Annotated in this window: 18 protein-coding genes; 4 read left to right on the top strand and 14 right to left on the bottom strand. The window is 62.0% G+C overall.

Annotation, left to right across the window (positions count from 1 at the left end):
- Positions 1-81: 81 nt before the first annotated feature.
- Positions 82-1317 carry an ABC transporter substrate-binding protein gene (locus FFI89_RS19320; protein ID WP_138829284.1) on the bottom strand — a complete coding sequence of 412 codons (1236 nt, stop codon included), beginning with the start codon at positions 1315-1317 and terminating at the stop codon, positions 82-84.
- 161 nt (positions 1318-1478) lie between these two features.
- Here FFI89_RS19320 and FFI89_RS19325 point away from each other — a divergent pair, with 161 nt between their 5' ends.
- Positions 1479-3659, top strand: coding sequence for a carbamoyltransferase C-terminal domain-containing protein (locus tag FFI89_RS19325; protein WP_246669192.1), 2181 nt, complete (start codon positions 1479-1481; stop codon positions 3657-3659).
- A gap of 167 nt (positions 3660-3826) precedes the next feature.
- Here FFI89_RS19325 and FFI89_RS19330 read toward each other — a convergent pair whose 3' ends face one another.
- Complete coding sequence (locus FFI89_RS19330; RefSeq protein WP_138829285.1) at positions 3827-4498, bottom strand: Crp/Fnr family transcriptional regulator; 672 nt, start codon at positions 4496-4498, stop codon at positions 3827-3829.
- A gap of 607 nt (positions 4499-5105) precedes the next feature.
- Here FFI89_RS19330 and FFI89_RS19335 point away from each other — a divergent pair.
- Positions 5106-5438, top strand: a complete 333-nt coding sequence (locus tag FFI89_RS19335) for a hypothetical protein (protein WP_138829286.1) — start codon at positions 5106-5108, stop codon at positions 5436-5438.
- A 335-nt stretch (positions 5439-5773) separates the two neighbouring features.
- Here the strand turns inward: FFI89_RS19335 and FFI89_RS19340 are convergent, their stop codons facing one another.
- The 3 genes from FFI89_RS19340 to FFI89_RS19350 form a co-directional block, all read right to left on the bottom strand.
- Positions 5774-6943, bottom strand: coding sequence for an AI-2E family transporter (locus tag FFI89_RS19340; RefSeq protein WP_138829287.1), 1170 nt, complete (start codon positions 6941-6943; stop codon positions 5774-5776).
- Between the two features lie 116 nt (positions 6944-7059).
- Complete coding sequence (locus FFI89_RS19345; protein WP_138829288.1) at positions 7060-7260, bottom strand: hypothetical protein; 201 nt, start codon at positions 7258-7260, stop codon at positions 7060-7062.
- A gap of 237 nt (positions 7261-7497) precedes the next feature.
- The gene (locus FFI89_RS19350) at positions 7498-8133 is read right to left on the bottom strand and encodes a DUF1236 domain-containing protein (RefSeq protein WP_246669193.1); all 636 of its coding nucleotides are present in this window, start codon (positions 8131-8133) and stop codon (positions 7498-7500) included.
- A gap of 1339 nt (positions 8134-9472) precedes the next feature.
- Between FFI89_RS19350 and FFI89_RS19360 the strand changes: the two genes are divergently transcribed.
- Complete coding sequence (locus tag FFI89_RS19360; RefSeq protein ID WP_138829290.1) at positions 9473-9637, top strand: DUF3309 family protein; 165 nt, start codon at positions 9473-9475, stop codon at positions 9635-9637.
- A 189-nt stretch (positions 9638-9826) separates the two neighbouring features.
- Here FFI89_RS19360 and FFI89_RS19370 read toward each other — a convergent pair whose 3' ends face one another.
- The 5 genes from FFI89_RS19370 to FFI89_RS19390 all read right to left on the bottom strand — a co-directional run bounded on the left by FFI89_RS19370 (position 9827) and on the right by FFI89_RS19390 (position 17040).
- Positions 9827-10744 (bottom strand): DMT family transporter, encoded by a 918-nt coding sequence (locus tag FFI89_RS19370; protein ID WP_138829291.1) that lies wholly within the window; start codon positions 10742-10744, stop codon positions 9827-9829.
- 80 nt (positions 10745-10824) lie between these two features.
- The gene (locus tag FFI89_RS19375) at positions 10825-11694 is read right to left on the bottom strand and encodes an NAD(P)-dependent oxidoreductase (RefSeq protein WP_138829292.1); all 870 of its coding nucleotides are present in this window, start codon (positions 11692-11694) and stop codon (positions 10825-10827) included.
- Between the two features lie 43 nt (positions 11695-11737).
- Positions 11738-12869, bottom strand: a protein-coding gene (prfB, locus tag FFI89_RS19380; protein ID WP_138829293.1) for a peptide chain release factor 2 whose coding sequence is annotated in 2 segments (ribosomal slippage) — positions 11738-12799 and positions 12801-12869 — 1131 coding nt in all. Because the reading frame shifts where the segments join, the coding sequence is not laid out codon by codon here.
- Between the two features lie 117 nt (positions 12870-12986).
- Positions 12987-15488 carry a penicillin-binding protein 1A gene (locus FFI89_RS19385; protein WP_138829294.1) on the bottom strand — a complete coding sequence of 834 codons (2502 nt, stop codon included), beginning with the start codon at positions 15486-15488 and terminating at the stop codon, positions 12987-12989.
- Positions 15489-15714: 226 nt separating this feature from the next.
- Positions 15715-17040: an N-acetylmuramoyl-L-alanine amidase gene (locus FFI89_RS19390; protein WP_138829295.1), complete on the bottom strand. Its 1326-nt coding sequence runs from the start codon at positions 17038-17040 to the stop codon at positions 15715-15717.
- 728 nt (positions 17041-17768) lie between these two features.
- On the opposite strand from FFI89_RS19390, the gene FFI89_RS19395 reads away from it, so the two are divergent.
- Positions 17769-20948, top strand: coding sequence for an Rne/Rng family ribonuclease (locus FFI89_RS19395; protein ID WP_138829296.1), 3180 nt, complete (start codon positions 17769-17771; stop codon positions 20946-20948).
- 117 nt (positions 20949-21065) lie between these two features.
- Here the strand turns inward: FFI89_RS19395 and FFI89_RS19400 are convergent, their stop codons facing one another.
- The 4 genes from FFI89_RS19400 to FFI89_RS19415 all read right to left on the bottom strand — a co-directional run bounded on the left by FFI89_RS19400 (position 21066) and on the right by FFI89_RS19415 (position 25234).
- A complete protein-coding gene (locus FFI89_RS19400) occupies positions 21066-21734 on the bottom strand; it encodes an RraA family protein (protein ID WP_138829297.1) in 669 nt (222 codons plus the stop codon).
- A 146-nt stretch (positions 21735-21880) separates the two neighbouring features.
- Positions 21881-23209, bottom strand: a complete 1329-nt coding sequence (locus FFI89_RS19405; protein WP_138829298.1) for a dicarboxylate/amino acid:cation symporter — start codon at positions 23207-23209, stop codon at positions 21881-21883.
- Between the two features lie 149 nt (positions 23210-23358).
- Positions 23359-23916, bottom strand: coding sequence for a biotin transporter BioY (locus FFI89_RS19410; protein ID WP_371722521.1), 558 nt, complete (start codon positions 23914-23916; stop codon positions 23359-23361).
- A 130-nt stretch (positions 23917-24046) separates the two neighbouring features.
- Entirely contained in the window at positions 24047-25234 is a 1188-nt protein-coding gene (locus tag FFI89_RS19415) for a pyridoxal phosphate-dependent aminotransferase (RefSeq protein WP_138829299.1), read from the bottom strand.
- Positions 25235-25456: the final 222 nt, after the last annotated feature.

Below are 25456 nucleotides of genomic sequence, written 5' to 3' on the forward strand. Positions count from 1 at the left end.
TAGAATCGGAACGGGACTCTAGATTCTTGACTTGACGCGTTTTCTTGACGCGAACCGGTTTCCACTTCGCTGGAAAACGCTTTATCGGGTCATCTCGTGACCGACTTCGCCTGTGATCACGTCGCCGAACAGTTCCCAGGCCTCGCCGTTGAACCTCATCAGCTGCATCTGCTCGATCGGGAAGTAGTCGTCGGCTGACGTGTTGACCATGATGCCCGGCAGCATCAGATCCGAGTGGAAATTCTTCAGGCTGGTCGCCTGCTTCATGACGTTCTCGCGCGTCAGGTTGTCGCCGCACTGCTTGAGAACCTGCATCATCGCTTCAGCCTGCACATAGCCATAGATGTTGTTGGCGTTGTTCTTGTCGCCATCGGGATAGTACTTGTCCATGAAAGCGCGCCACTTGATCACGGCGGGGTCCTTGTCCCAAGCCGGATCGGTCGGGTCCTTCAGATAGGCCGTCGAGATGATGTCTTTCGCATATTGAAGACCGGCGGGCTTGAGCACCGCGGCCACCGATGTCGCGGTATTAGCGAGGAAGAATTTTGGCTTCCAGTTGAGCTCACCGACCTTGCGGATCGCCTGTGCCGAACCCTTGGGCGCCGCCCAGGAGAAGAAGATGTCGGCGCCGGAATCATGCAGCGCCACGATCTGCGAATCGATGCTGGGGTCGCTGACTTCGTAGGACTTGTCGGCGATGATCATGCTGACCTTATCACCGAGGCCGTCCTTCAGGCCCTTGAACTGGTCCTTGCCGGCGTCGTCGTTCTGCCAGAGCACCGCAATCTTGCTGTTGGGGAAATTGTCCCGGATGTATTTGGCATAGATCCGGCCCTCGCTCTGGTAGTTGGGCTGGAACCCCATGGTCCAGGGGAAATTCTTGGGATCGCCGAACTTGGTGCCGCCCGAGGCCACGAACAGCTGCGGCACCTTCTTGGCATTCATGTATTTCATGATCGCGGAATTCGACGGCGTCCCGAGCGGCTGGAAGATCAGCAACACCTCGTCGCTCTCGACCAGCTTGCGCGCCTGCTCGATCGCCTTCGGCGGGCTGTAGGCATCGTCGTAGGAGATAAAATTGATCTTGCGGCCGCCGATACCGCCCTCGGCATTGATCATCTTGAAAAAGGCTTCTTCGGTCTTGCCGATCACGCCATACGACGACGCCGGACCGCTATAGGGCATGATGTTGCCGATCTTGATTTCGGTATCGGTGGCGCCGGCATCGTATTTCTTCTGCGCACTGGCCGCGGTTGCGACCACCGCGGCGACGGCGAACGCCGTCAGGGCCAACAGGTTTCTTGAGCGAACCGGCATCGTCTTCTCCCGCATGTTTTATTTTGCCCAACTCTCGCAAGTCACAGCCGTGATGGCAAGCACCGGGTTATTCCGCCCAATGAAACGGCATTGTTGCCTGACGTGAATTGTGATTGATGCAGGGTCGCGCCGTCACCTCCTTTTGATTGCAAGGCCCGCGGTTGGAACTGAACAGACGAATTGGTCCGCGACATCCAAAGCTCGCCGCCGCGGGATTCCGCGCCGCGCGCTGGCTGGCGGCGAAGACGATGGGGGCTGCGGGCTTTCATCAACTGGGCTCGGAATTTGCCGATGCGCGAATTGCCGCCGTGCGCGAAAAACTTGCGCGCGGCGACACGGTCTACCTCGTGGGCCTCGGCGCGCCCGGCACCCATAATTCCGGCGTGGCGCTGGTCGAGGTGACGCAGGCGCGCGGGCCTCGCCTGATCGTCAACAACGAGGAAGAGCGCTTTTCCGGCAACAAGCACACGACCGAATATCCGCGGGCATCGATCGACGCGATGGTGACCGCGTTGCGCAGTATCGGCCGCGACATCGGCGACATCGACGCCTGGCTGACCAGTTGGGATTATCCGACGCTGGCGGGCACGCTGGCGCGTTCGGTGCTCGAGGAATTGCCGCAGAGCCTGAAACTGCTGCGCACCACGCAGGCCGCCGGCTTCGAGAGCCGCCGTCTTGAGCAGATGACCCGGACGCCAAAGCTCCTCGCGCGCCAGCTTGGCCTGCGAGAACGCGTGCCGCTGATCTGCCTGCCGCACCACGACAACCACGCCTGGTTTTCCTGGGCCGCCTCGCCGTTCGCCGACGACGGCAAACCGGTTGCGGTTGCGGTGCTCGACGGCACCGGTGACCAGGGGTCTGTCTCGCTCTACGTCGTCGAGCACGGCGCGATGCGAAAACTCTATTGCAACGACAGCATGTTCGATTCACTCGGCGCGTTCTACAGCGTGATCTCGTCGACGCAGGGCGGCTGGACCTGGCTGTCCAGCGAAGGCCGCTATATGGGCGCCGCCGCCTGGGGCGACATGAGCCGCGCCAGCAATCCGTATTACGCGCGGCTCCGCGACGTCCTGCAGTTCGGCGACGGCGGTGATGTCAGGATCAACCGCGCGATGGCCAACTGGTATTGCGATCCCTTTGATCACCCCTACAAGCCCGCTTTGTCCGCCATCCTCGGCGAACCGCTCAGGCCTGATCAGCTCTGGAATCCCGATGCGGTATTGCGCGTCGAGGATATCCATCACCGTCCCGATACAAAGGATCGCCTCGACAAGGCCGCCGCGACCCAACTGGTGTTCGAGGATGCGATGATCCATGTCACGGACCATCTGCTGCGCGTCACCGGCGCGAACCGGCTGGTGCTGACCGGCGGCGTGGCGCTGAACGCAATCGGCAATATGCGGCTGCTGGAGCATTTCGACGAAGCGTGGTTCGCCAAGGAACAGCACAAGGCACAGCAACGCAACACGCGTCTGCATCTATGGGTGCCGCCGGTGCCCGGCGATCCCGGCGTCACCATCGGCGCCGCCTGGCTGTTCGCGCATCTGGCAGGCAGCCCGCGCGGCGCGCCGATGACGCACGCGTTTCATTGCGGTTTGCCGCCGTCGCCCGACGACATCGCCGCCGCGCTGACGGCCGACGACATTGCCTCAAAGCGCATCGGCGACGTCTCGACGCCGCAAGGCCGCGATGATATCGCCGACCTGATGGCGTTCATGGTTGCCCAGGGTGGCGTGATCGCGCTCTATCAGGGTGCTGCCGAAACCGGCCCGCGCGCGCTCGGCCACCGCTCGATCCTCGCCAATCCCTGTGACGCGCAAGTGCGCGAGCGGCTCAACGAGCGCGTCAAATACCGCGAAGCAATAAGACCGCTGGCGCCGATGGCGACGCTGAAAGCGGCTCAGGAATACTTTGAACTGCTGCCCGGCGCATCGGACGCCGATTACAACGCCTACAATTACATGGTGCTGACAGCGCAATCGAAGCCGCATGCGCGCGACAAGATTCCGGCGGTGATCCATGCCGACGGTACCGGCCGCATCCAGATCGTGCGCGCCGAGGACGATCCCCTCACCCACGCCTACCTGAAAGCGCTCGGGCGTCACATCGGTGTGGAAGTTTCGGTCAACACGTCATTCAATGTCGCCGGACCCATCGCCCAGACGCCGCAACAGGCGATCGACACGCTGCGCCGCTCCAAGGGCCTCGACGTTGTGCTGCTGGTGGCCGGCGACGGCGCGGTATTTGCGGCGTGGCATGGCGGTGAGCGCGACAGCGGGCGATTTACCGGCTGGTTGGCGGCGTGGAAGTCCAGTCGCGCCAGCGAGGGCGTGTATTCATAAATTGAGGTTCGTGAGCGAACTCGATTCATGTCCGCCATCCGGCGTATTGCAGACTCAAATCGGACATCGCCTCAGGTCCGAAAAGTGCCCAAAAAGCGACATGGGACAGCAACGCCTCTCCGACCGCTTTCAGGAAAATAGTGCGGCTGGTCTGGGCGGAGGTCTGTTTACAATTCGCTCTTGATCTCGGGCTTGTCGTACAAGACAGCGTTCAACAATGAACTGTTGACTTCAATTTTTCCGTTGTAGCTGATGAAGCCAAGTTTGCGGAATTTGTTCATGAAGAAGCTGACACGAGACCGGGTTGTGCCGATCATCTCGGCCAGGGTTTCCTGGCTGATATTAGGAGTAATCGGTTGAGGACTGCCTTCCTTGCCAAAATTCGCCAGCAGAAGCAGAAGCCGCGCCAACCGTTTTTCGCTTGAGTTGAAGAGTTGGTCGATCAGGTCTTCCTCAATCCGGCTATTGCGGGTCAGTAAATAAGCGATGAATACCTCGGAAAACTTCGGTTGCTCATGAAGTACCGCGAGCATCGCCGTCTTCTTGATAGCGGTGACCAGGCAATCTTCCATCGCGGTCGTGGTCGCAATGCGCACCGAATGGCCGTTCATGCAGCCTTCGCCAAAGAACTGGCCCGGTCCAAAAATCCCGACCACCGCCTCCTTGCCTTGCTCGGATATGACAACAACCTTGACCCGACCTTTTTGAATGTAAAAGACCGCGTCTGCCGCATCTCCCTGGGCGAACACGACCTCGTCCTTGCGAAATTCAAGGATGGTCTTACCCTCGCCCACGATGGCAAGAAACGTCTTGGGATCAAATGCAGCCTGATTGGCCATGCTCGCCATGTCCGGTCTAGTCCCCGCGCGCGGGAAATCTATCTTAGCCATATTGACCACAGTTGTCTCGAATAGGCTGCCGTCGAGGCGACCTTACTTGATGCCGTCCACGGTATGGATGGCCAACCATCGCTTGTCCGTCGAGAGGAACTGTGTCGAGCTCGCTGCCTGTCGGTGCTCATCTCGGGCGGGTCCCGACGGGGTCGAGCGTGGGTACCTAAGGATTGTCAGGCGCAGCCCGTAAAGCTGCGCCATCGTGCGGCGTTTGGTCTCTACGGGCTCATGTCCAACGAACTCCTGAGCCGCTGTCATCTGTTGGACCCCTCCGGTCTGCGGTTATGCAACCAGCATGCCGCGTCGAAATACCGACTCGCCGGTCAATATTGCTCACAATCCACGGAAATTATCGCATTGTTGGCGAACTAGGACACTCCTCGAACTCAACTACATCCTCAGGCGATTAACGAGTGTCACCGCTATGTTGCGGTGGAGACAGAGCCGGAGTCGGAATTCACCTCGCGGGAACTATGTCGAGAGCCGATAGTTGTCTCTGATCATCCCGCAAATCTTCCACTCACGTCGACAGGAACCCTCAGAGGAGTACGCTATGAACAAGACTATTATCTCGCTTGCGCTCGGCGCTGGCGCGTTGTTCGCCACCGCCGCTTCGGCAGCTCCGCTCACACATAGTCTCGCGGTTATTCCAGACAACGGCATCGAAAACGTCCGCATGGTCTGTAACGAATCCGGGCGCTGTTGGCGGGAACGTGGTCAGCGCCGCATTATAGTTGAGGATTCGTACAACTACGCTCCGCGCGAACGCTACATCGAACGGCGCGGATACTACGATGGTGGATACTATAACAATGCTCCGAGCGTCGGAATCGGCGTTGGTCCGGGCGGCGTAGGAATTGGCTTTGGAGCCGGTCCGCGCTGGTAAGGCTATGACCTCGTGATCTGATGAAGTAGGCCGTAGAGAAAATCTGCGGCCTACTTGTCGCGCTAAGCAAGGAACAGGTTATGAACGGAATTATCTATAACGCGGTCTCGTCGTCATCGGCGTAATCCTTTCGTTTTTTGGTTTGCGATAGGACGCCGGCATCAAGGCTCCTGGGTCCGCTTTTGCAGACAGTGAACAAGCATTTGTGCCTGCCGGATTGGTGCGTTTGCGCAAGGCGCTGCTTCCGTAATCAGGGACAACCAGTCGCTACAGAGTTCGTTCAATCGATCGCCACGCGGTTCCCTTGCTACAAGACATGCGGAGCGGCGATACCGCTATTCCCCCTCGAGGAAGTGCCCCAAGGCCTTGAGCGGGCGCAACCTGTCGGAAACGATCTTCAGGATAGCCAGCATCGGAACGGCCAGGATCGCGCCAAGGACGCCCCACATCCAGAACCAAAACACCAGCGACAGAATAATCAACACTGGATTCAGCGTGAAGCGTCGCGCGAGCAGCATGGGCGTCAAGGTTTCGCCCTCGATGAGGTGAATGGCAAGGTAGAGGGCTGGCGGCAACAACGCCCACCATAAGCTGTCGAAGCTCAACATTCCGACCAGCACGAAGATGAATATCCCGAAAAGCGGCCCTAAGATTGGAATGTAGTTGAGCAGGAAGGCCGTAGCACCCCACAACAAGGGGTCTCCCAAGCCGCAAAGATACATCGCGGCCGCCGTCGCGACACCCACCGCGGCATTCATGGCCGTAATTGTCAGCAGATAGGCCGATATGTCCTCCTGGATCTGCTGAGAGATATCGACGGCTTGTCGCTTGTTGCTGAACGTCGGCAGAATTTCGACGATGCGCCGAAGGAATATGTCGCCCGCTACCAAAAGAAAATAGAGCACCAGGACAGTCGTAAACAAGCCATCGAGCACGGAGCGCGTCCCTGCGAACAGCGCACCCGTTATGCCGAGATCGCGGCGAACCGAAACGATTGAACCCCGACCAGGGGGAGCGTCCGCAGCCTGCTCGGCCTGTTGGATAACCTTTTGCAACGCTTGGATCGGCCCTTTTATGACCTCAAGGTGTGCCTCCAGCCGCGGGATCCCCTCGGGCAACCGCTCGGCCCAAGTCGCGGCCGGCACCGACAACGCCGCCACGAGGCCAACAAGGGCTCCAATGACCAAGACGACAGCCAAGAGCGCTCCGACAGCGCGGCGAAAGTGCAACCGCCCCAAGAGCCGGACTGCGGGTTGAAGAAGGAGATTCAGCACGATCGCGAGCACAACGGGTAGGATGATCGCGCTTGCCACATAGAGTGCCGCCAAGACACTGAGCGCAAACAAACCACAGAGAAAGAACGTCTGCGGATTGGTCGGCAGCGGCATCTCCGTCTCGTCGGCGGCCTCCGTCGCCGCCGCATGTGATCCCGGCAGATCAACATCCAGCATCGACGGCAAAGAGGGACGCGGTGATGGCGGTGATGGCGGTAAGGCAGCAACCATCGGTTTCCCCTCTGAATGTGAGCCGATGATCGCTTTCGATGATCATCTTGCCCTATCAGGCGGAAGTCTCAAAACTCTCAGTCACCGATGAATGCCGCGAGCGGCTCCATCGGGACCTATTTCGGCGCTTGCAGCCCGAACGACAAGAGCCACTCATCCACATGCGAGGCGGTTTCAGCCTGACGCGCCCTTCTTATCATGGCATCGCGCTCGGTTCCGGGCCGCAGCGCTTGTGCCTCTTCTTTCAATCGTAAGGCATGTAGCGCCAAGCGATCCTTTAACGGCAGTTGGGGATGGCTGGTTTGGGTGTGAGACATATTGGCCCTCCTTATAACGGCGGGAGCGCAACACTCTCAGTCACCGATAGATGCCAAGTGGGGCGATGATCGCACCAGCATACTCTTTGGATTCTATACACCCTGATCAATATTGCTCACCTTTCAAAAATTAAGCGATGACAATTAAGGGGTCTCGCAGCAATTGGCTCAGAAAAAGGCGGCTCAAGAGCCGCCCTTCCAGTTTGTCTGTAATTCGGGATTGCCCGATAAATTCGCTTAACCTTCGATGATGTAAACGATCTCGTGGGTGTGCGGGCGAAGAATGAAGTACCTGCCGTGCACAAGGATAAAATCGTATCCACGCCATTCCGGATAGATTTCCACGACACGAGACGGCAGCGCATGATAGCGGACACCGGCCGGGACCGACGCCCCGATTGAGAGATTGAAGGTCACGTTCGTAACTTCCTCGACCTTCTCCTGCTTGATCGCCGAGGTCATCTGGGTGCGCTTTTCGGCGGAGGGTGCGACTGTTGCCGAAGTTGCGGCATTGCCTGTCGTTTTGCTGTCCGAGGTCGAAGGCTTGGTTTCGGCTGTGGGAGTCTTCATGTCCTTCGAGGTGGTGGTCGAATCCGACTTGCCATCGGCTTTCATATCGCCGGTCGTTTTTGCGTCCGGCTTGCCCTGCGCATGTTGACGCACACCATCTTTTGACGGAGCGCCGGGTGTTGCGGTCTCGGCGCCCTTTGCCGCGGGTGCATTCATCGGCGCCGCAGTATCACCTTTGGGCGAAGCGGCAGCCGGCGACTCCGAACTTTTGGCTGCGCCCTGATTAACACCTTGAGCCGTCGCGATCCCGGTCGCGGCAAACAAGGCCGCAACAGCGACAGATACCATCAACGTTCTTCTCATTTGATTTTTCCAATTCACATTTGAATCTATGCGCCGACGAATGTCGGCCATAGAGAGGAACGGCCCCGGCAACTTATGGTTCCGCGTCAATCCGTGGGTTGGGGAGATGCATGGCGAACAATGCGACTAAACTCCCGCCGATCGAGTTCTACCGAGCCGACATTCGTTCGATCGCAGAATATCTCGGTCGTCGGATCACGACCGGGAAACCGGCAGTCGCATATGAAAACCGAACGGAGTAATGCCCGGGCGGTTGTTCTTTGGCCGATGTCCTGTGGTCAAACAGCGGAAGTATTCAGGTTCGGCAGGCATGTCCGGTTTGGTCCCCGCGCGCGTGGGACGGCTACCTCAGCCATTCAAGCCGCCGACATCCGAAATAAAAAGCCGCACGATGAAGGCTTTTACAAAGCCAGAGACGCCACCCAACAGCCGCAAAAACTGATTTTAGCGACTAGATCGCAGCTGGAAAACTTCCAGTCGTTTTGCATTCCGGGCACTCGAAGGTGCGGACTTCACGACCGGGTTCAGCAGGCTCGATGCAAGCCAACCGCATGGGCTTGCCACACTTGGTGCACGGAAGAATTCCGATCTCCGCGCGGCTGTACAATGGATTTCGTTGGATAGATGACATCGTGCTTCCCCTGTTAGGCGGGAGCATTACCGATCTCTCTGTCGCCGATATTGCCTATTCGGACGGCGATGGAGCCAGTATGCTCCCGCGAGTTCGGAGTCACCGGTCAATATAGCTCACTTTCATGCAATTATAATTATTGCGAGCCATGCCCGGGAACCTTAGTCGGCTGACACTATTTGCTCTCTGTCCAATACTGGCCGCACGACAACTGGTAAACGCCATGAAGAAAGTTCTCTTAGCGACGATCGTTATTCTCGCATTCGCTACACCCTCCTTCGCCGCTGAACCGGCCAAGACTGTCGGTCAAGCGCCGCCATCAAGCGCTTCCGCATTCTACCTGGCTCAAGATACCGCGACGATGAAGTGTCAAATCGTCGAGAGCCAACCTGCTGCAGGCGGCAGCTTGAAGGTAGTCGGTACGGCTCATCCCACAAAGGGATCGGCTGAGACCGCTTTGACGGCTGACAAGACTTGCAAGTAGTCGACCGAAGGCGCGAACTTTCGGGAACCATTTTCGCCATGGTAACTTAGTGATGGGCTGCCGGATGCACGGCGCCCCCCAGCATCCGATGAATGACGGCCTCAGCATGTACCCCCGTGCTGAGGCCGGTTCTTCCGGAAAACCCACTTCAAGAATCAGCTTTCTTTTGATCGAGCGCCTTCAGGATTCTCGCGCTAGGCGCGTCCGCTACAGGAGTCAGATCAATGTCGCTCGGACTTATACTCATCATTATCCTCGTCATATTCCTGCTCGGCGGCTTCAGTGGTCGCTTCGGCGGCTACGGCTACGGATACGGTCACGGTGGGATCGGTATAATTGGTATCATCCTGATCATCCTCGTCGTATTGCTACTCGCGGGTCGTCTCTGATCTGCCAGTCACCGAGGTCCGCTGTGGGTCATTCGCGTCGAATTCGACATATCTGCAGCATGTCCGCTATCCGACCCATCTCGGACCTGCAATTCGGCGTTGCGAACACCGAGATCGGCGTGATTCAAGCTCCCGAACCGGGGCCTCGAATCATGAGATACGAACTCACGGACTTCGAGTGGACTGCCATCAGGCCTTTCCCTGGCGCTGAAAGAACTTCAACACCCGCCCGTCGATTAACAGCAGCGCGCTGCCGATCACCAGCGCGCCCGTAATCTCCTGCGCGGAAATCTTCTCGCCCAGCACCAGATATCCGAGCAGGACGGCCGTCACCGGGATCAGCAGCGTCACCAGCATGACGTTGGTGGCGCCGGAGCGCCGCAGGATCTGGAAGAACACGATATAGGCCAGCGCGGTAGACAATGCCGCGAGACCGATCACCGAGAGCCAGGTTGTTGGCCCCGGCATCGGCAGTTGCCAGGGACGCTCGACCAGCGCGGCGACCGGCGTCATCATGACGGTGGAGGCAAGCATCTGGAAGGTTGCGGTGCCGAGCGGCGGCGAGTTCGCCGGCAGCCGTTGCGCCAGCAGCGCCGACAGACCGTAACTGAGGGCCGCCGCAAGGCAGAGCAGAATCCCGAGACCCTGACTGCTCTCGAACCCGAGGCCGTCACCGTGCAGAATCATCACGCCGATCAGGCCCGCGACGAGGCCCGCGATCCGATGCGCCTGCAATTTCTCCTCACCGGCGGTGGCCATCACCACGACGGTGAACAATGGCGTCGTCGCATTCAGGATCGAAGCCAACCCGCCCGAGATGTAGGTCTGGCCGATCACGATCAGCGAGAACGGCAGCACGTTGTTGAGAAGCCCGATCGCGAAAAACGGTTTCCAGCCGGACAAGCCCTTGGGAAAGCGGATCCGGTAGAGCCAGAGCAGCGGCAACAGCAACAGGGTCGCGATCGCCACGCGCAGGAAAACCAGCGTCAGCGGCGGCAATTCCCTTAAGACCACGCCGTTGAAGAAAAACGAACCGCCCCAGAGAATCGAGAGCAGGCCGAGCAGCGACCAGTCACGGCCGTCCATTGAAGTGTCATTTGCGGTCATTGGGCTCTTATCGGCGATCGAGCCGATTTATTCCCGGCCTGCGGGCTTTCCCACCCGATTCCGGGAAATTGTGGTCGCCGCTATTTCGGCTGTGAGACGATCGCGATCATGCTGCCCTCGTCGTCGTCGGGCGCGTGAGCCTTGGCCTTGTCGTAAGCGGCAAGCGCCGCGCGGCTGACCGGCACGCCCGGCAGCAGGCTCTCGGCCAGCGCCACGGCATAGGCCGCATCCTTGTGGCGCAGCGCTGCGGTGAACGAGGCGCCGGAGAAATCGCGCGCGATCATGCGTTTGGAGTGACGGATCACCTGCGGGCTCGCCACAGCACCTGTCGCCAGCGCTTCGGCCACCAGCTTCATGTCGAGTCCGGCCTGTTCGGCGATTGCCACGCCTTCGGCGAGGCTTGCGATCTGCACCGCCCCGATCAGGTTGTTGATCAGCTTGAAAACCGTTCCGCTGCCAACCGCGCCGAAATGGCGCACGGTGGTGCTGAGCGGCAAGAGATAGGGCCCCGCCTTTTCGAGATCGGCCACGTCGGCGCCGACCAGCAGCGTCAGGTTGCCGGCGGCGGCCGCTTCCGGCAGGCCGGTGACGGGGCAATCGATATAGACCAGTCCGCGCCCGCGTAAGTCGCGCGCCATGTCGAGCGCGTGCTGGTGCGACACGGTCGAGCATTCGATCGCGAGGCTGCCTGCCTTCATGTTGGTGGCCGCGCCGTCCTGGCCGAGCCAGACGCTGCGCGACGCCTCGTCGTCGGCGACCATGGTCACGACCGCATCGGCGCCGTCGGCGGCATCGGCCGGAGACTGTGCAAAGCGCGCGCCGCGCGCGATCAGGTCTTCCGCCTTCGCCTTGCTGCGATTCCATACCGCGACGTCAAAGCCGGCATCGAGATAGCGGCCGGCCATGCCGTGGCCCATGCGGCCAAGGCCGATGAAAGCGACTTTGGTCATGATTAGACTCTTTGGTTTTGACGCGCGTTCTTACGCGATACGTTTAATCCACATCCTCGACCGCGCCCGGCGAAGTGCCGAACGCGCGTTGCGCCAGCGTCGCCGCCATGAATTCATCGAGATCGCCGTCGAGCACGCCTGATGTATCCGACGTCTGCACGCCGGTGCGCAGATCCTTCACCATCTGATAGGGCTGCAGCACGTAGGAGCGGATCTGGTGGCCCCAGCCGATATCGGTCTTGGCGGCCTGATCGGCGGCGGCCTGTTCTTCGCGCTTCTTCAACTCGATTTCGTAGAGCCGGGCGCGCAGCATGTCCCAGGCCTGCGCCTTGTTCTTGTGCTGCGAGCGGCCGGCCTGACAGACCACCGCGACGCCGGTCGGAATATGCGTGAGGCGGACCGCGGACTCGGTCTTGTTGACGTGCTGACCGCCGGCACCGCCCGAACGCATGGTGTCGGTGCGAACGTCTGACTCAGCGATGTCGATCTTGATTGAGTTGTCGACGACGGGAAAGATCGCCACTGACGAGAACGAGGTGTGCCGGCGCGCGTTGGAATCGAACGGCGATATGCGCACCAGCCGGTGCACGCCGCCCTCGGTCTTCAGCCAGCCATAGGCATTGTGCCCTGAGATCTGGATGGTGGCGGACTTGATGCCGGCTTCTTCGCCCGGGGTCTCTTCCAGATATTCGATCTTGAAGCCGTGCTTCTCGGCCCAGCGCGTGTACATGCGCAGCAGCATCGAGGCCCAGTCCTGGCTTTCGGTGCCGCCGGCGCCGGCATGGACTTCGAGATAGGAATCGAACCGGTCGGCCTCGCCCGACAACAGCGCTTCGAGCTCGCGGCGGGCGACTTCCTTCTTGAGCGCCTTCAGCGCGTTCTCGGCCTCGATGACCACGCCCTCGTCGTTCTCGGCTTCGCCGAGCGCGATCATTTCGACATTGTCGCTGAGCTCGCGCTCGACCTTGCCGATGCCTTCCAGCGCGTCCACCAGCGAGGTGCGCTCCTGCATCAGCTTCTGGGCCTTCTGGGGATCGTTCCAGAGATTGGGATCTTCAGCGAGCTTGTTCAGCTCCGCGAGGCGTGCCGTCGATTGATCGACGTCAAAGATGCCTCCTCAGCAGCCCGACTGACTGCTCGATCTCTTCAACGAGGCGTTGGACTTCGGCGCGCATGGTCTCTCTGATCTGCGGCTAAACCGCGAATGGACAGGTTGCGAGGGATGTAGCGGCGGACGCCGCAAAGCGCAATCGCTTCAAGCTTGTGAGCCGGGGTTTAGTTGGCACTAAGCTCTAATACAGCCCGCCGGTTCCGGGGCGCATGATGTTGCCGGCGTCGGGTGTGGTGCCCTGCGGAATGATCGTGCGCTGCCCATCCGCATCGGCCACGCCGATGACCGAGTAGTTATCCGGCGGCGCCGTACCCGGCTTGAACGCTTCCAGGATGGTGCGGCCGCCGTCGCCCGGACCGGCGCGCATGCCGGACTTGGCATCGACGCGAACCAGCTTGATGCCGGCAGGCACCTTGAACGGAATCGGCGGCTTGTCGGCCAGCGCGAGCTTGAGGAAGTCACGGGCGATCGGCGCCGCCAGATGACCGCCGGTGGCGCCACGGCCCAGATTGCGCGGCTTGTCGTAGCCGACATAAATGCCGACCACGAGGTCCGGCGAGAAGCCGACGAACCACGCGTCCTTTTCGTCGTTGGTGGTGCCGGTCTTGCCGGCAATCGGTTTGCCGACTTCCTTGACCACGGTCGCGGTGCCGGCCTGCACCACGCCTTCCATCATCGAGGTGATCTGGTAGGCCGTCATCGGATCCAGCACCTGCTCGCGGCGATCGACCAGTTGCGGCTCGGGCTGGTTCTTCCAGCCCCCAGGCGCGTCGCAACCACGGCATTCGCGCGCGTCATGCTTGAAGATCGTATGCCCGTAGCGGTCCTGGATACGGTCGATCAGCGTCGGCTTCACGCGACGGCCGCCATTGGCGAACATCGAATACGCCGTGACCATCCGCATCACGGTGGTTTCGCCGGCGCCCAGCGCATAGGACAGGAAATTCGGCAGTTCGTCGTAGACGCCGAACCGTCTGGCATACTCACCGATCAGGGGCATACCGATGTCCTGCGCCAGCCGCACCGTCACCGTGTTCAGCGACTGCCGGAGCGCGTTACGCAGCGTGACCGGTCCCTGGTATTTGCCGGACGAGTAGTTTTCCGGACGCCAGACGCCGGCGCCCTGCCCCTGGTCGATTTCGATGGGAGCGTCGACCACGACGGTCGACGGGGTATAGCCGTTGTCCATCGCCGCCGAATAGACCAGCGGCTTGAACGACGAACCGGGCTGCCGGTAGGCCTGGGTGGCGCGGTTGAACTGGCTCTGGTCGAACGAGAAGCCGCCGACCATCGCCAGCACGCGCCCGGTCCACGGGTCCATGGCGACCATCGCGCCCGACACTTCCGGCAGCTGACGCAGGCGGTACTGACCTTCGACGGCATTGCCATCCTTGCCGAACAGCGGATCGGCATAGATCACGTCGCCCGGCGCCAGCACTTGTGCCACCGACGTCGGCGTCCGGCCCTTCGCGGGTCCGGAAGCTGCCTTGGCCCATCTCACGCCGTCGATGGCGATGATGCCGGTCTGCCGCTGCTTGGAGACCGCACCGCCGAGTTCGCGGGCCGGCTGAAAACCGATCCGTGCGGATTGGTCGGAGGTCTCAAGCACTACCGCCATGCGCCAGGGCGAGATGTCGCTCAGCGATTTGATGTCGGCGAGTTTGACGCCCCAGTCGCCGGATATGTCCAGCTTCGAAGGCGCACCACGCCAGCCGGTCGCCTCGTCGAAATTGACCAGGCCTGCCACCATGGTCTTGCGCGCCATCACCTGGATCTTCGGATCGAGTGTGGCGCGGACCGACAATCCGCCTTCGTAAAGTTTCTTTTCGCCGTAACGCTCGAAGATGTCGCGACGGACTTCCTCGGCAAAATATTCGCCGGCGAAGATATGCGCGCCGTTGCCGCGGTTGGTGACGATCAGCGGATCCTTGCGGGCCTTGTCGGCATCGGCCTGTTTGATCCAGCCGTTTTCCAGCAGGCGGTCGATCACGTAGTTGCGGCGCTCGATCGCGCGCTCGCGGTTGCGCACCGGATGCAGCGCGCCCGGGGCTTTCGGCATCGCCGCCAGATAGGCCGCTTCCGCGACGGTGAGTTCGTTCACCGACTTGTCGAAATAGACCAGCGAGGCCGCCGCGATCCCGTAGGCGCCAAGCCCGAGATAGATTTCATTGAGGTAGAGTTCGAGGATGCGGTCCTTCGAATAGGCGCGCTCGATGCGCATCGCCAGCAAGGCTTCCTTGATCTTGCGGGCGAACGAAACCTCGTTGGTGAGCAGGAAGTTCTTGGCAACCTGCTGGGTGATCGTCGAGGCGCCCTGCGGCCGGCGATTGGAGCCGTAGTTCTGGGCGTACAGCACCGCGGCGCGGGCCATGCCGGAGAAGTCGATGCCGCCGTGCTCGTAGAAATTCTTGTCTTCGGCCGCGAGGAAGGCGTTGATGACGAGTTTTGGAACCGCCTGGATCGGCAGATAAAGGCGGCGCTCCTTGGAGTATTCGCCGAGCAGCGCGCCGTCGGAAGCGTGCACCCGCGTCATCACCGGCGGCTCATAATCCTGAAGCTGCGAATAGTCCGGCAAATCCTTGGAGAAATGCCAGATCGCGCCCGCAGCGCCGGCTACGCCCACCAGGAACACAACGGTTCCGGCGGCGAACAAGAAGCCCAAGAATCGCACCAGCAAGCGCATTATCGAAGTTCCGTTCCAACCTTGCGCCGTGATCCGCGGCGGCAGTCCAGCAGCTAAAATCCATGCGCAACGGGCCGCCGTTGCGCGGTTTGTCAATCAATCGGGCAATCGGGCCGACGGACAATACTGGCCGATTCCAAAGACCCTGCGGTGGTTTTTTATACCTTTGCCGCTGTGGCCAAACTAGGGCTTGGAGCAAGCGGCGGCAGGCTTTTCACTCGACTATTCACTTGGCTGCTCCGGTAGTTGCCAGCCGTTTGGCGAAAAATGCATCAATCGCCTGCGCCATCGATCCGACGGTCTTGGTCCGCCAGTTCTCCGATACCAGATGTTCGAGATCGCCCTTGTTGGAGACGTAGCCGAGCTCGACCAGGACCGACGGCACGTCGGGGGCCTTCAGGACCCGGAAACCGGCCGATTTCAGCGGATGCTTGTGCATCCGCGCCGCGTTCTTCATCTCGCCCATCAACAGGCGGGCGAACCGGTTTGAAAACGTTCGCGTCTCGCGCTGCGCCAGGTCGATCAGGATGTCGGCGACCTCGGTCGGTTCGTCGGTGAGGTTCACCCCGCCGATCGCGTCGGACTTGTTTTCGTTCTCCGCCAGCCGCTCGGCCTCGGCGTCGGAGGCCTTGTCGGAAAGCGTGTAGATGGTGGCGCCCTGGGCGTCGCCCTCGCGACGCGGCAGGGCGTCGGCATGGATCGAGACGAACAGCGCCGCCGACTGGGTACGCGCCACCTTCACGCGGTCATTCAGCGGAATGAACGTGTCGTCGGTTCGGGTCATGACCACGCGGTATTTGCCTGTTTTCTCGATCCGGTCGCGCAGGGCGAGGCCAAATCCCAGCACCAGGTTCTTTTCCATGACGTCGCCGCCGGCCTGGGTGCCGTTATCGAGGCCGCCATGGCCGGGATCGATCACGATCAGCGGCCTCGTGTCGGTCACTTGAGCAGGCTTGGCCACAGCCGGCGCGTCCACCGGCGCCACGGCCGCATTGGCATCGGCAATCGCCGGCCGCAGTTCGGGGCGATTCTCCGGCGACAGCGACTGGACGAAGGCGGTGCGGTCGATCTCTTCAAGCTCAATCACCAGCCGCGGCGGCTGGTCGTTGGCCGCCTCCAGCACATAGGATTTGGCGATCTTCGCAGGCCCCGTCAGATCGAACACGATTCGCGAACCGCCGGGCATGACAAGGCCGTAGCGGAACGCCTTGATCAGCCCCCGCCCCGCGGCGCCGGTCCCAGCGGCAAGCTTGAAGCTGACCTGGGGAAGATCGAGGATGACGCGATAGGGATCGGCCAGCGCGAAGGCGCGAAACGGGATGGTCCGGTCGAGATCGAGGACAAAACGGGTCTGCCTTGTATCACCGGCCAGGCGGGCGTCAGAGGCGGTCGGGAAATTCACTCCCGCCGACGGTAAAGCGGCGTTCGGGACGGCGGAACCGGTGGCAGGTCCCTCGGCCGCGCTCGGGCCGATGGCTTTGGCGCACAGCAATGCTGCGGCGCACAACAGGCCGCATCCCAGCAAAACACGGTGATTTGCGCGGTTAGCCAACGATTCGGCGCCTCCGGAGACCCCTCAGTACCGCATTAAAACCACAGGGTTAATCGGACCTTAAGCCTGCGGCCGCGAAAAGGACCGAGTGTTGCCGCGCAGCGACGCTTCCCGGATGGTTCCCTTGCACGGACGCCCCGATCGACGTATGTACGGGGTGCTGAAGGCTAATACTCCCGGTTGTGTCGCGTTCAGCCTCCCGGTGCAGCGCCGGATCCTTCGAAGTAGAAGTGTCCAGCGTCTTTCCCGATCTCTCCACGGCCAGCGCCGCGCGCGGCTGACGGAGTGGCGGTTTCGAGCCCGAGCGGCGTCCGGTCCCAAGGTACCTTTTTGTGTACCTTTCTGCTCCAGGGACGGTTTGAGACACGGCAGAACTGATTATCCGGACCCAAAACGGTCCGATATGCGATGGCCGGCGGGCGCTTCTGCGCCGCGCCGGGGCTTTTGGCAAAGAGACAAGGCGGTATCTTTTTGCCGCCAACATGTTCAGACGGGCCGACGCTTGATGCGCCAGACTGTGTTGCCGACCAAGATCCACGGAACGATCGCGCCGACGCGAAGTGAAAGCTTTGCGCGTCGTCTTGTTCCGGCGGGACACCGTTCGGTGCGGCGCCAAGGTTTGCGTTTTGGCCTTCCCCTCACCCCCGAATCAGGTGGACCGTCGCGTCACCGGGCCGCGCAATTTGCGCGTGCCATGCACCGCGCCCGCCGCCGTCAAGAGTTCCAAAATGCCCAACAAGATGTTGATCGATGCCACCCACCCGGAAGAGACCCGGGTCGTCGTGGTCCGCGGCAATCGCGTCGAAGAATTTGATTTCGAGACCGCCCAGCGCAAACAACTGCGCGGCAATATCTATCTCGCCAAGGTCACGCGCGTAGAGCCGTCGCTGCAGGCCGCCTTCATCGAATATGGCGGCAACCGCCACGGCTTCCTGGCCTTCAGCGAAATCCACCCCGACTACTACCAGATCCCGGTTGCCGACCGTCAGGCGCTGATCGAGGCCGACGAACGCGCTCATCGCGAAGCCGAGGAAGAGACCGAGAACCGCTCCAGCCACCGCCGCAGCGGCGGCCGCTCGCGTCATCGCAACGCGCGCCGGCGCGGCCATGGCGACCGCGTCCAGAGTGACGTCGTCGAGAATGCCGCCGTCGACGCCGCGCAGGCGCCGCAGCCCTATCCGGCGCTGGAGTCTTCGCAGGAACATCCGCAAGAATATTCGGAAGGCTTCCACGCCGGCGAAGCCCACGGCGAGCATCCGCACACCGACACCGACCATCACGACCACGCGCATGACCATGAGGGACATGAGCACGCGCACGATCATTCGCATGATCACGATCACCATGATGAAGATCACCACGCGCATGATCATGACCATGCGCATATGGCCGCCGAAACGCCGGCCGTCGAATCAGGCTCCGAGACGCAGACGGCCACGCCGGCCGATGCGATCGCGCAGGCGTTGCCCGACACTGAGGCACACGAACACGTCCACGACGATCATGCGCACGAGCATAGCGAAGAGCACGCGCTCGAAAACGCCGCCCATGCCGACGACGCGCCGCATGGCGAGCACGGCGGCGAACACGAAGCTCACCCGCATGATGAGCATGCCGTTGCCCGTGGTGACGAACATCATGGCGACGAGCATCAGGACGACGAAGAAGACGATGGCGACGACGCCGAGGAAGAAGTCGTCGAATCCGTCGGCGGCGACGACGTTCTGGAAGAAGTTCCAGAGCGCGCCTTCCGTCCGCGCCGCCAGTACAAGATCCAGGAAGTCATCAAGCGTCGCCAGGTGATGCTGGTTCAGGTGGTCAAGGAAGAACGCGGCAACAAGGGCGCCGCGCTGACCACCTACCTGTCGCTGGCCGGCCGCTATGCGGTGTTGATGCCCAATACCGCCCGCGGCGGCGGCATCAGCCGCAAGATCACCTCGGCCCAGGACCGCTCGCGGCTGAAGGAAGTGGTGCAGGATCTCGACGTGCCCGAGGGCATGGGAATCATCCTGCGCACCGCCGGTGCCTCGCGGACCAAGCCCGAAATCAAGCGCGACTTCGAATACCTGATCCGCATGTGGGAAACCGTGCGCGACATGACGCTGAAGTCGCAGGCCCCCACCCTCGTCTACGAGGAAGGCTCGCTGATCAAGCGCTCGCTGCGCGACCTCTACAACAAGGAAATCGACGAAATCCTGGTCGCGGGCGAAGCCGGCTACCAGGAAGCGCGCGACTTCATGAAGATGCTGATGCCCTCCAACGTGCGGGCGGTCCGCAAATACGGCGACGGCCAGCCGCTGTTCTCGCGGATGGGCGTCGAGAGCCAGTTGGACGCGATGTTCTCGCCCACGGTGCAATTGCGCTCCGGCGGCTACATCGTCATCAACCAGACCGAGGCGCTGGTCTCGATCGACGTCAACTCCGGCCGCTCGACCCGCGAACACCACATCGAGGATACGGCGCTCAAGACCAATCTGGAGGCGGCCGAGGAAGTCGCGCGTCAGCTACGGTTGCGCGACCTCGCGGGCCTCATCGTCATCGACTTCATCGACATGGACGAGAAGCGCAACAACCGGGCGGTCGAGCGCAAGCTCAGTGACTGCCTGCGGCAGGATCGCGCGCGCATCCAGGTCGGACGCATCTCGCATTTCGGCCTGCTGGAAATGTCGCGCCAGCGCATTCGCGCCAGCGTGCTGGAAAGCTCGACCGAGCCCTGCCAGCAGTGCGGTGGCAGCGGTCACGTTCGCTCGGTATCGTCGGTGGCGCTGCAACTGCTGCGCGGCATCGAAGAAATCCTGATGAAGGGCGCCACCCACAATCTGGTGGCGCGGACCAGGACCGACGTCGCGCTCTACGTCCTCAACCACAAGCGCGGCCATCTGCGCGATCTCGAAGATTCCTTCAAGGTCTCGCTTGCCATCGTCGCCGATCCCAGCGTGAGCGGCCAGCAGTCGTTCGTCATCGACCGCGGCGAACAGGTGCACACGCTGGAGGCCGCCAAGGCGCTGCTCGCAGCGCAGGCCGCCGCCGCCCCGCCGCAGGTCGACGAGCCCTATGACGACGAAGAGGCGTTCGATATCGAGACCGAAAGCGAAATCGAAACCGACGAGACCGAGGGTCTCGCGGAAGATTCCGTTGGCGGCGAAGAAGCCAGCGGCGAAGGCGAAGGCGACGGTCCCCGCCGCAAGCGGCGTCGGCGTCGGCGCGGCCGTTCCGGCGAACCCCGTGAAGGCGGCGCGCCCCGCGAGGACAATGGTCACCCACGCGAGGAACACGACGCCATGCGCGTCGTGGCCGAAGCGATGGAAGGTCCTGTGGCCGGCGACGACGGTGAAGCCGACGAGGACGAAGGCGACGACCAGCCCGGCGTGGTTCGCGGCGATCAGCCGGCGAATGGCGAGCGGCGCCCGCGCCGCCGCGGCCGCCGTGGTGGACGCCGTCGGCGCGGCAACGGGCCGGAAGATGGTCTCGTTGGATCGATCGCGGATGAACTCGGGCCGACATCGGCTCCGGAAGCTGCCAATGCCGTGGCCGATTTCGATGGCGGTTCGTACGAGCCAGCCCCGACGCTCACCCAGCCCGAACCGGTCTCGCAACCACCGCAGTATGAACCCGCGGCCTATGCTCAGCCTGAGCCGGTCGCGAGTGCGCCCACCTTTAGTGCGCCCGCGGTTGAAGAAACCACGCAGGAAGCCGACCGGGCCGCCGCGCGGCGCCGTTCGACGGTGCGCGAAAAGGTCAGCTTCATGACCAGCGCGCCAGCCGAACCGGCGCCTGCCGTCAGCCACAGCGCGCCAGAGCCGGTCGCTTCGCCGGCGCCGTCAGAGCCCGCGCCTGCCGCCAGCAGCGAAGCTGCCGCGCCGCGCAAAGCCGGCTGGTGGTCACGGCGCTTCGGCAGCGGCGAGTAACGCCAAAATCCAGAAAACAAAAACCGCCCGGCAAAACCGGGCGGTTTTCTTTTGTTCACTCGCCTTGCGAAAACGCTCAGGCGTCGAGCCTTGCCGACAGCCGTCGGTACCGTTCGGTTAGCTAACCACACCGAGCTTCTTCAGGCTCGCATCGACCCAGCTGCGGTCGCTTTTGCCGGCCTTGATCGCCGCGAGCTGCTTGGTTTCCGCCTCGTGCTTCGCGGTCGTGGCTTTCAGGACTTCGGCGGTGCTTGCGAAGGGGACGCAGACGATCCCGTCGCCGTCGCCGACAATGAGGTCACCAGGCTCGATCACCATGCCGTCGATCGCGATCGGAACGTTGATCTCGCCGGGGCCGTCCTTGTAGGGGCCGCGGTGGGTGACACCGGCGGCGAAAATCGGAAACTTGCCGGCATGGATCGAGTCGTAGTCCCGGATCGAACCGTAGATCACCATGCCGGCGATCCCACGCTGCTCCGCATGGGCCGACATCATTTCGCCGATCAGGGAATTGGTCAGGTCGCCGCCGCCGTCGACCACGATCACGTCGCCGGGCTCGGCGATATCGATCGCCTTGTGCAGCATCAGATTGTCGCCCGGCCGCGTCTTGACGGTAAATGCCGGCCCGGCCAGCACGCCGCCGCCGTGCATCGGACGCAGCGACGCGCCGCCCGCCGTCATCCGCGACATCGAATCGCTGATATTGGCGACCGGCAGCGCGCTGAATTTCGACACCGTATCGGCGTCGACCTTGCGGGTTCGCTGCAGAATTCGAAATCCGATCAATTGCCCTCTCCCGTTTTTTTATTGGCGCCGGCAGATTGACCTGCCGGCGCGTTTTGAGCCGCCAATCCTTTTTATTTTGACGCGTTTTACGCGAACCGGCCCCACCCACGGATCAAGTCCGAGGGCATGCTTCGCTGGAAAACGCTCTAGCCGGTGGTGATCGCGGTCTCCATGTCGGCCGGATCGACCTGCTTGGCGAGACTGACGCGCAGCTTGTCCTGATCGAGCTCGCCCTCCCACCACGACACCACCACGCAGGCGACACCGTTGCCGCACAGGTTGGTCAGCGCCCGGCATTCGCTCATGAACTTGTCGATACCGAGCACGATCGCCATACCCGGCACCAGCCGCGGATCGACCACGGCCAGCGTCGCCGCCAGCGTGATGAAGCCGGCGCCGGTGATGCCGGACGCGCCCTTCGAGGTCAGCATCGCGACCAACAGAATGGTGATCTGCTGGCCCAGCGTCAGATCGAAGCCGAGCGCCTGCGCAATGAACAGGGTCGCCAGCGTCATGTAGATGTTGGTGCCGTCAAGGTTGAACGAGTAACCGGTCGGCACCACGAGACCGACCACTGACTTGGAACAGCCGAGCCGCTCGAGCTTTTCCATCAAGGACGGCAGCGCGCTTTCCGAGGACGACGTGCCGAGCACGATCAAGAGTTCGTCCTTGATGTAGGCCAGGAACTTGAAGATCGAGAAGCCGACCATGCGAGCGATGATGCCGAGCACGACGAACACGAACAGCGCGGCGGTAAGATAGAACGTCGCGATCAGCCCCATCAGGTTCAGGATCGCACCAGTTCCGAACTTGCCGATCGTGAACGCCATGGCGCCGAACGCACCGATCGGGGCGGCCTTCATCACGATCGAAATGACGCCGAACACGGCGTGGGCGGCGTCGTCGATGAACGATCGAATGGTATGGCCGCGCTCGCCAAGCCCCATGATGGCAAAGCCGAACAGGATCGAGAACAGCAGCACCTGGAGGATTTCGCCCTGCGCGAAGGCGCCGACCACGGTATCGGGAATGATGTGCAGGAAGAAGTCGACGCTCTTCTGCGCCTCCGCCTGCTTGGCGAAACCTGCGACCTTGCCCGCATCGGCCATGGCGCCGCCGAACCCCGCACCCGGCTTGATCACGTTGCCGACGACCAGCCCGATCAGCAACGCGAAGGTCGAGACGATCTCGAAATAGACCAGCGCCTTGACGCCGATGCGGCCGACCTTCTTGGCGTCCTGGATGTGCGAGATGCCGGAGACCACGGTGCAGAAGATGATCGGCGCGATCACCATCTTGATCAGCTTGATAAAGCCGTCGCCGAGCGCCTTGATCCAGTCATTGGTCGCGAAAGCGGGCCACAGCCAGCCCACCAGCGCGCCGAGCACGATGGCAATCAGCACCTGAACATAGAGAACCCGGTACCACGGCTTCGCCGTACTCACCGGCGCTTCGGTCGCAATCGTTGCCGCCATGAATTTCACTCCCCCTCAGAAGTTGCGGATTTTACGCGCATATACATGCGCTCCCGCTGGGCTATAGCCAAAACATTTGGGCCAGCGGAGTCAATGGCATTGCTCCGCCGGCCACGGGTTCTAAACGTCAGGGCTCTAAACGTTGTGGTTTAGGCGCGCGGCGCGAACAGCCGTCGGATCGCCGGCACCAGTGTGGCGCCGAGCGCGTTCTTGACCAGCGATGCCGCGATAAACGGCACGATGCCGACCAGCCACGCCTTGTCGACGCCGAGCTTCATGCCGAATGCCAGCCAGGCGAACCCGGTACCGAGAATCAGGGCGTGCCCAATTCCCATTGCGACGAACAGCCACGGCACCGACCGGTCCCAGCCGCGCTGGCTCAGCCAGCCCGTGGCCAACGCCGCCAGCACGAAACCATAGAGGTATCCCGCGGTCGGGCCGACCAGCGGCGCGAGACCGCCGACGGGACCTGCAAATACCGGCAGCCCGATCGCGCCCTCGGCCAGATAGGCGATCACGGTAGCGCTGCCGAGTCGCCAGCCATAGGCGGCGCCAATCATCAGCACGACCAGCGTCTGCAGCGTCATCGGCACATAGGGCAACGGCAGATTGACCTTCGCCGACAGGGTCAGCAGCGCGGTTCCCAGCGCCATCAGGATGGCGCCGCGCAAGGCGCGGAATGCTCGGTCTTCGCGGCGCGGCCACAGCAGTTCGGCAAGTGGAAAATGCCTGACGGCGGCGGGCTCGGACATGGTTCTGGCGGGCAAGGACGGCGCTCCGGTTTGAATTGGTGGACGAACTGGATGGACGGCAGGTTGGATCGATGACGGCCGGGCTTTAGCCGAGCCAACGCGCGATGCGCGTCACCGCTTCGCGCATCTCGTCGGCCGAGCGCGCGTAGGAGAAACGCACGAAGGCCCGGCCGTGGATCGGATCGAAGTCGACGCCCGGCGTGGCCGCGACATGGGCCTTTTCCAGCATGCGGCTGGCGAATTCAAAACTGTCCGACGTGAAGTCGGAAACATCCGCATAGAGGTAGAACGCGCCGTCGGCCGGCAGAAATTTGGTCAGGCCGGCCTTCGGCAGGCCGTCGATCAGGATGCGGCGGTTCTCCTGATAACCGCGCTTGATCGCTTCCATCTCCTCTCGGCCCTCGAAAGCGGCTTCGGCGGCGATCTGCGACAGCGTCGGCACCGAGATCGACAGGTTCTGCTGCAGCCGTTCGATCGGCCGCACCATCGGCTCCGGCACCACCATCCAGCCGACCCGCCAGCCGGTCATGCAGAAATATTTCGAGAACGAGTTGATCACCAGCGCCTGCGGCGAGAGCTCGGCCGCGGTGACGGCTGGAAACGCGTAATCGAGGCCGTGATAGATTTCGTCGGAAATGAAACGGATGCCCGCGCCCTCGGCCGCGCCGATCAGGCCGGTGAGCGCCTCGCGCGACATCATCGTTCCCGTCGGATTGGCCGGACTGCCGACCAGCACGCCCTTCAGCGGCGTCTTGCGATGCGCCGCCAGCAGCATTTCGCCGGTCAGCGCATGGCGCGTCTCGTTCGACGTCTCGATCAGCACCGGTTCGCAGCCGAGCGCCGTGAGGATATGGCGGTACGGCGGGTAACCGGGCACGGTCACGGCAACCCGGTCGCCGGGTTCGAACATCGACAGAAACGCCAGAATGAACCCGCCCGACGAGCCGGTGGTGACCACGATCCGGTCAGGATCGACCGAACAACCATAAGTATCGCGGTAGTGCCTGCTGATGCGCGTCCGCAGCGAGGGAATGCCGAGCGCCGACGTATAGTCGATCCGGGTCTCGTCGAGCGCCGCATGCGCCGCTGCGATCGCGACCTTCGGGGCGGAGGCCGCCGGCTGGCCTACTTCCATGTGAATCACATGCCCGCCCGCCGCTTCGATGCGCGCGGCCGCCGCCATCACATCCATCACCATGAACGGCGGAACATCGCTCCGTCCCGACGGGGTCAGCAGGGCTTTCACACGGTCTCTAACTGTCGCTTCGTGCATCGATTTCTGCTATTTGCGGGGGCTATCGCCGATTTCAGGTTCCCGAACCGGTTACCGCCCCAGACTGGCCGCATTCGGTGGCTTGATATAGCGTTTTCCGGCGCAGTGATACCGGTCCGCGACAAGAAAACGCTTGAAACAACAGGCTTTGAAACAACAGGCTTTGAAACAACAGAGACTGAAGCCTGGTTCTGATCTAATCAGAACCGAACCGGATCCCGC

It is taken from the genome of Bradyrhizobium sp. KBS0727, from assembly GCF_005937885.2.
Lineage (GTDB): Bacteria > Pseudomonadota > Alphaproteobacteria > Rhizobiales > Xanthobacteraceae > Bradyrhizobium.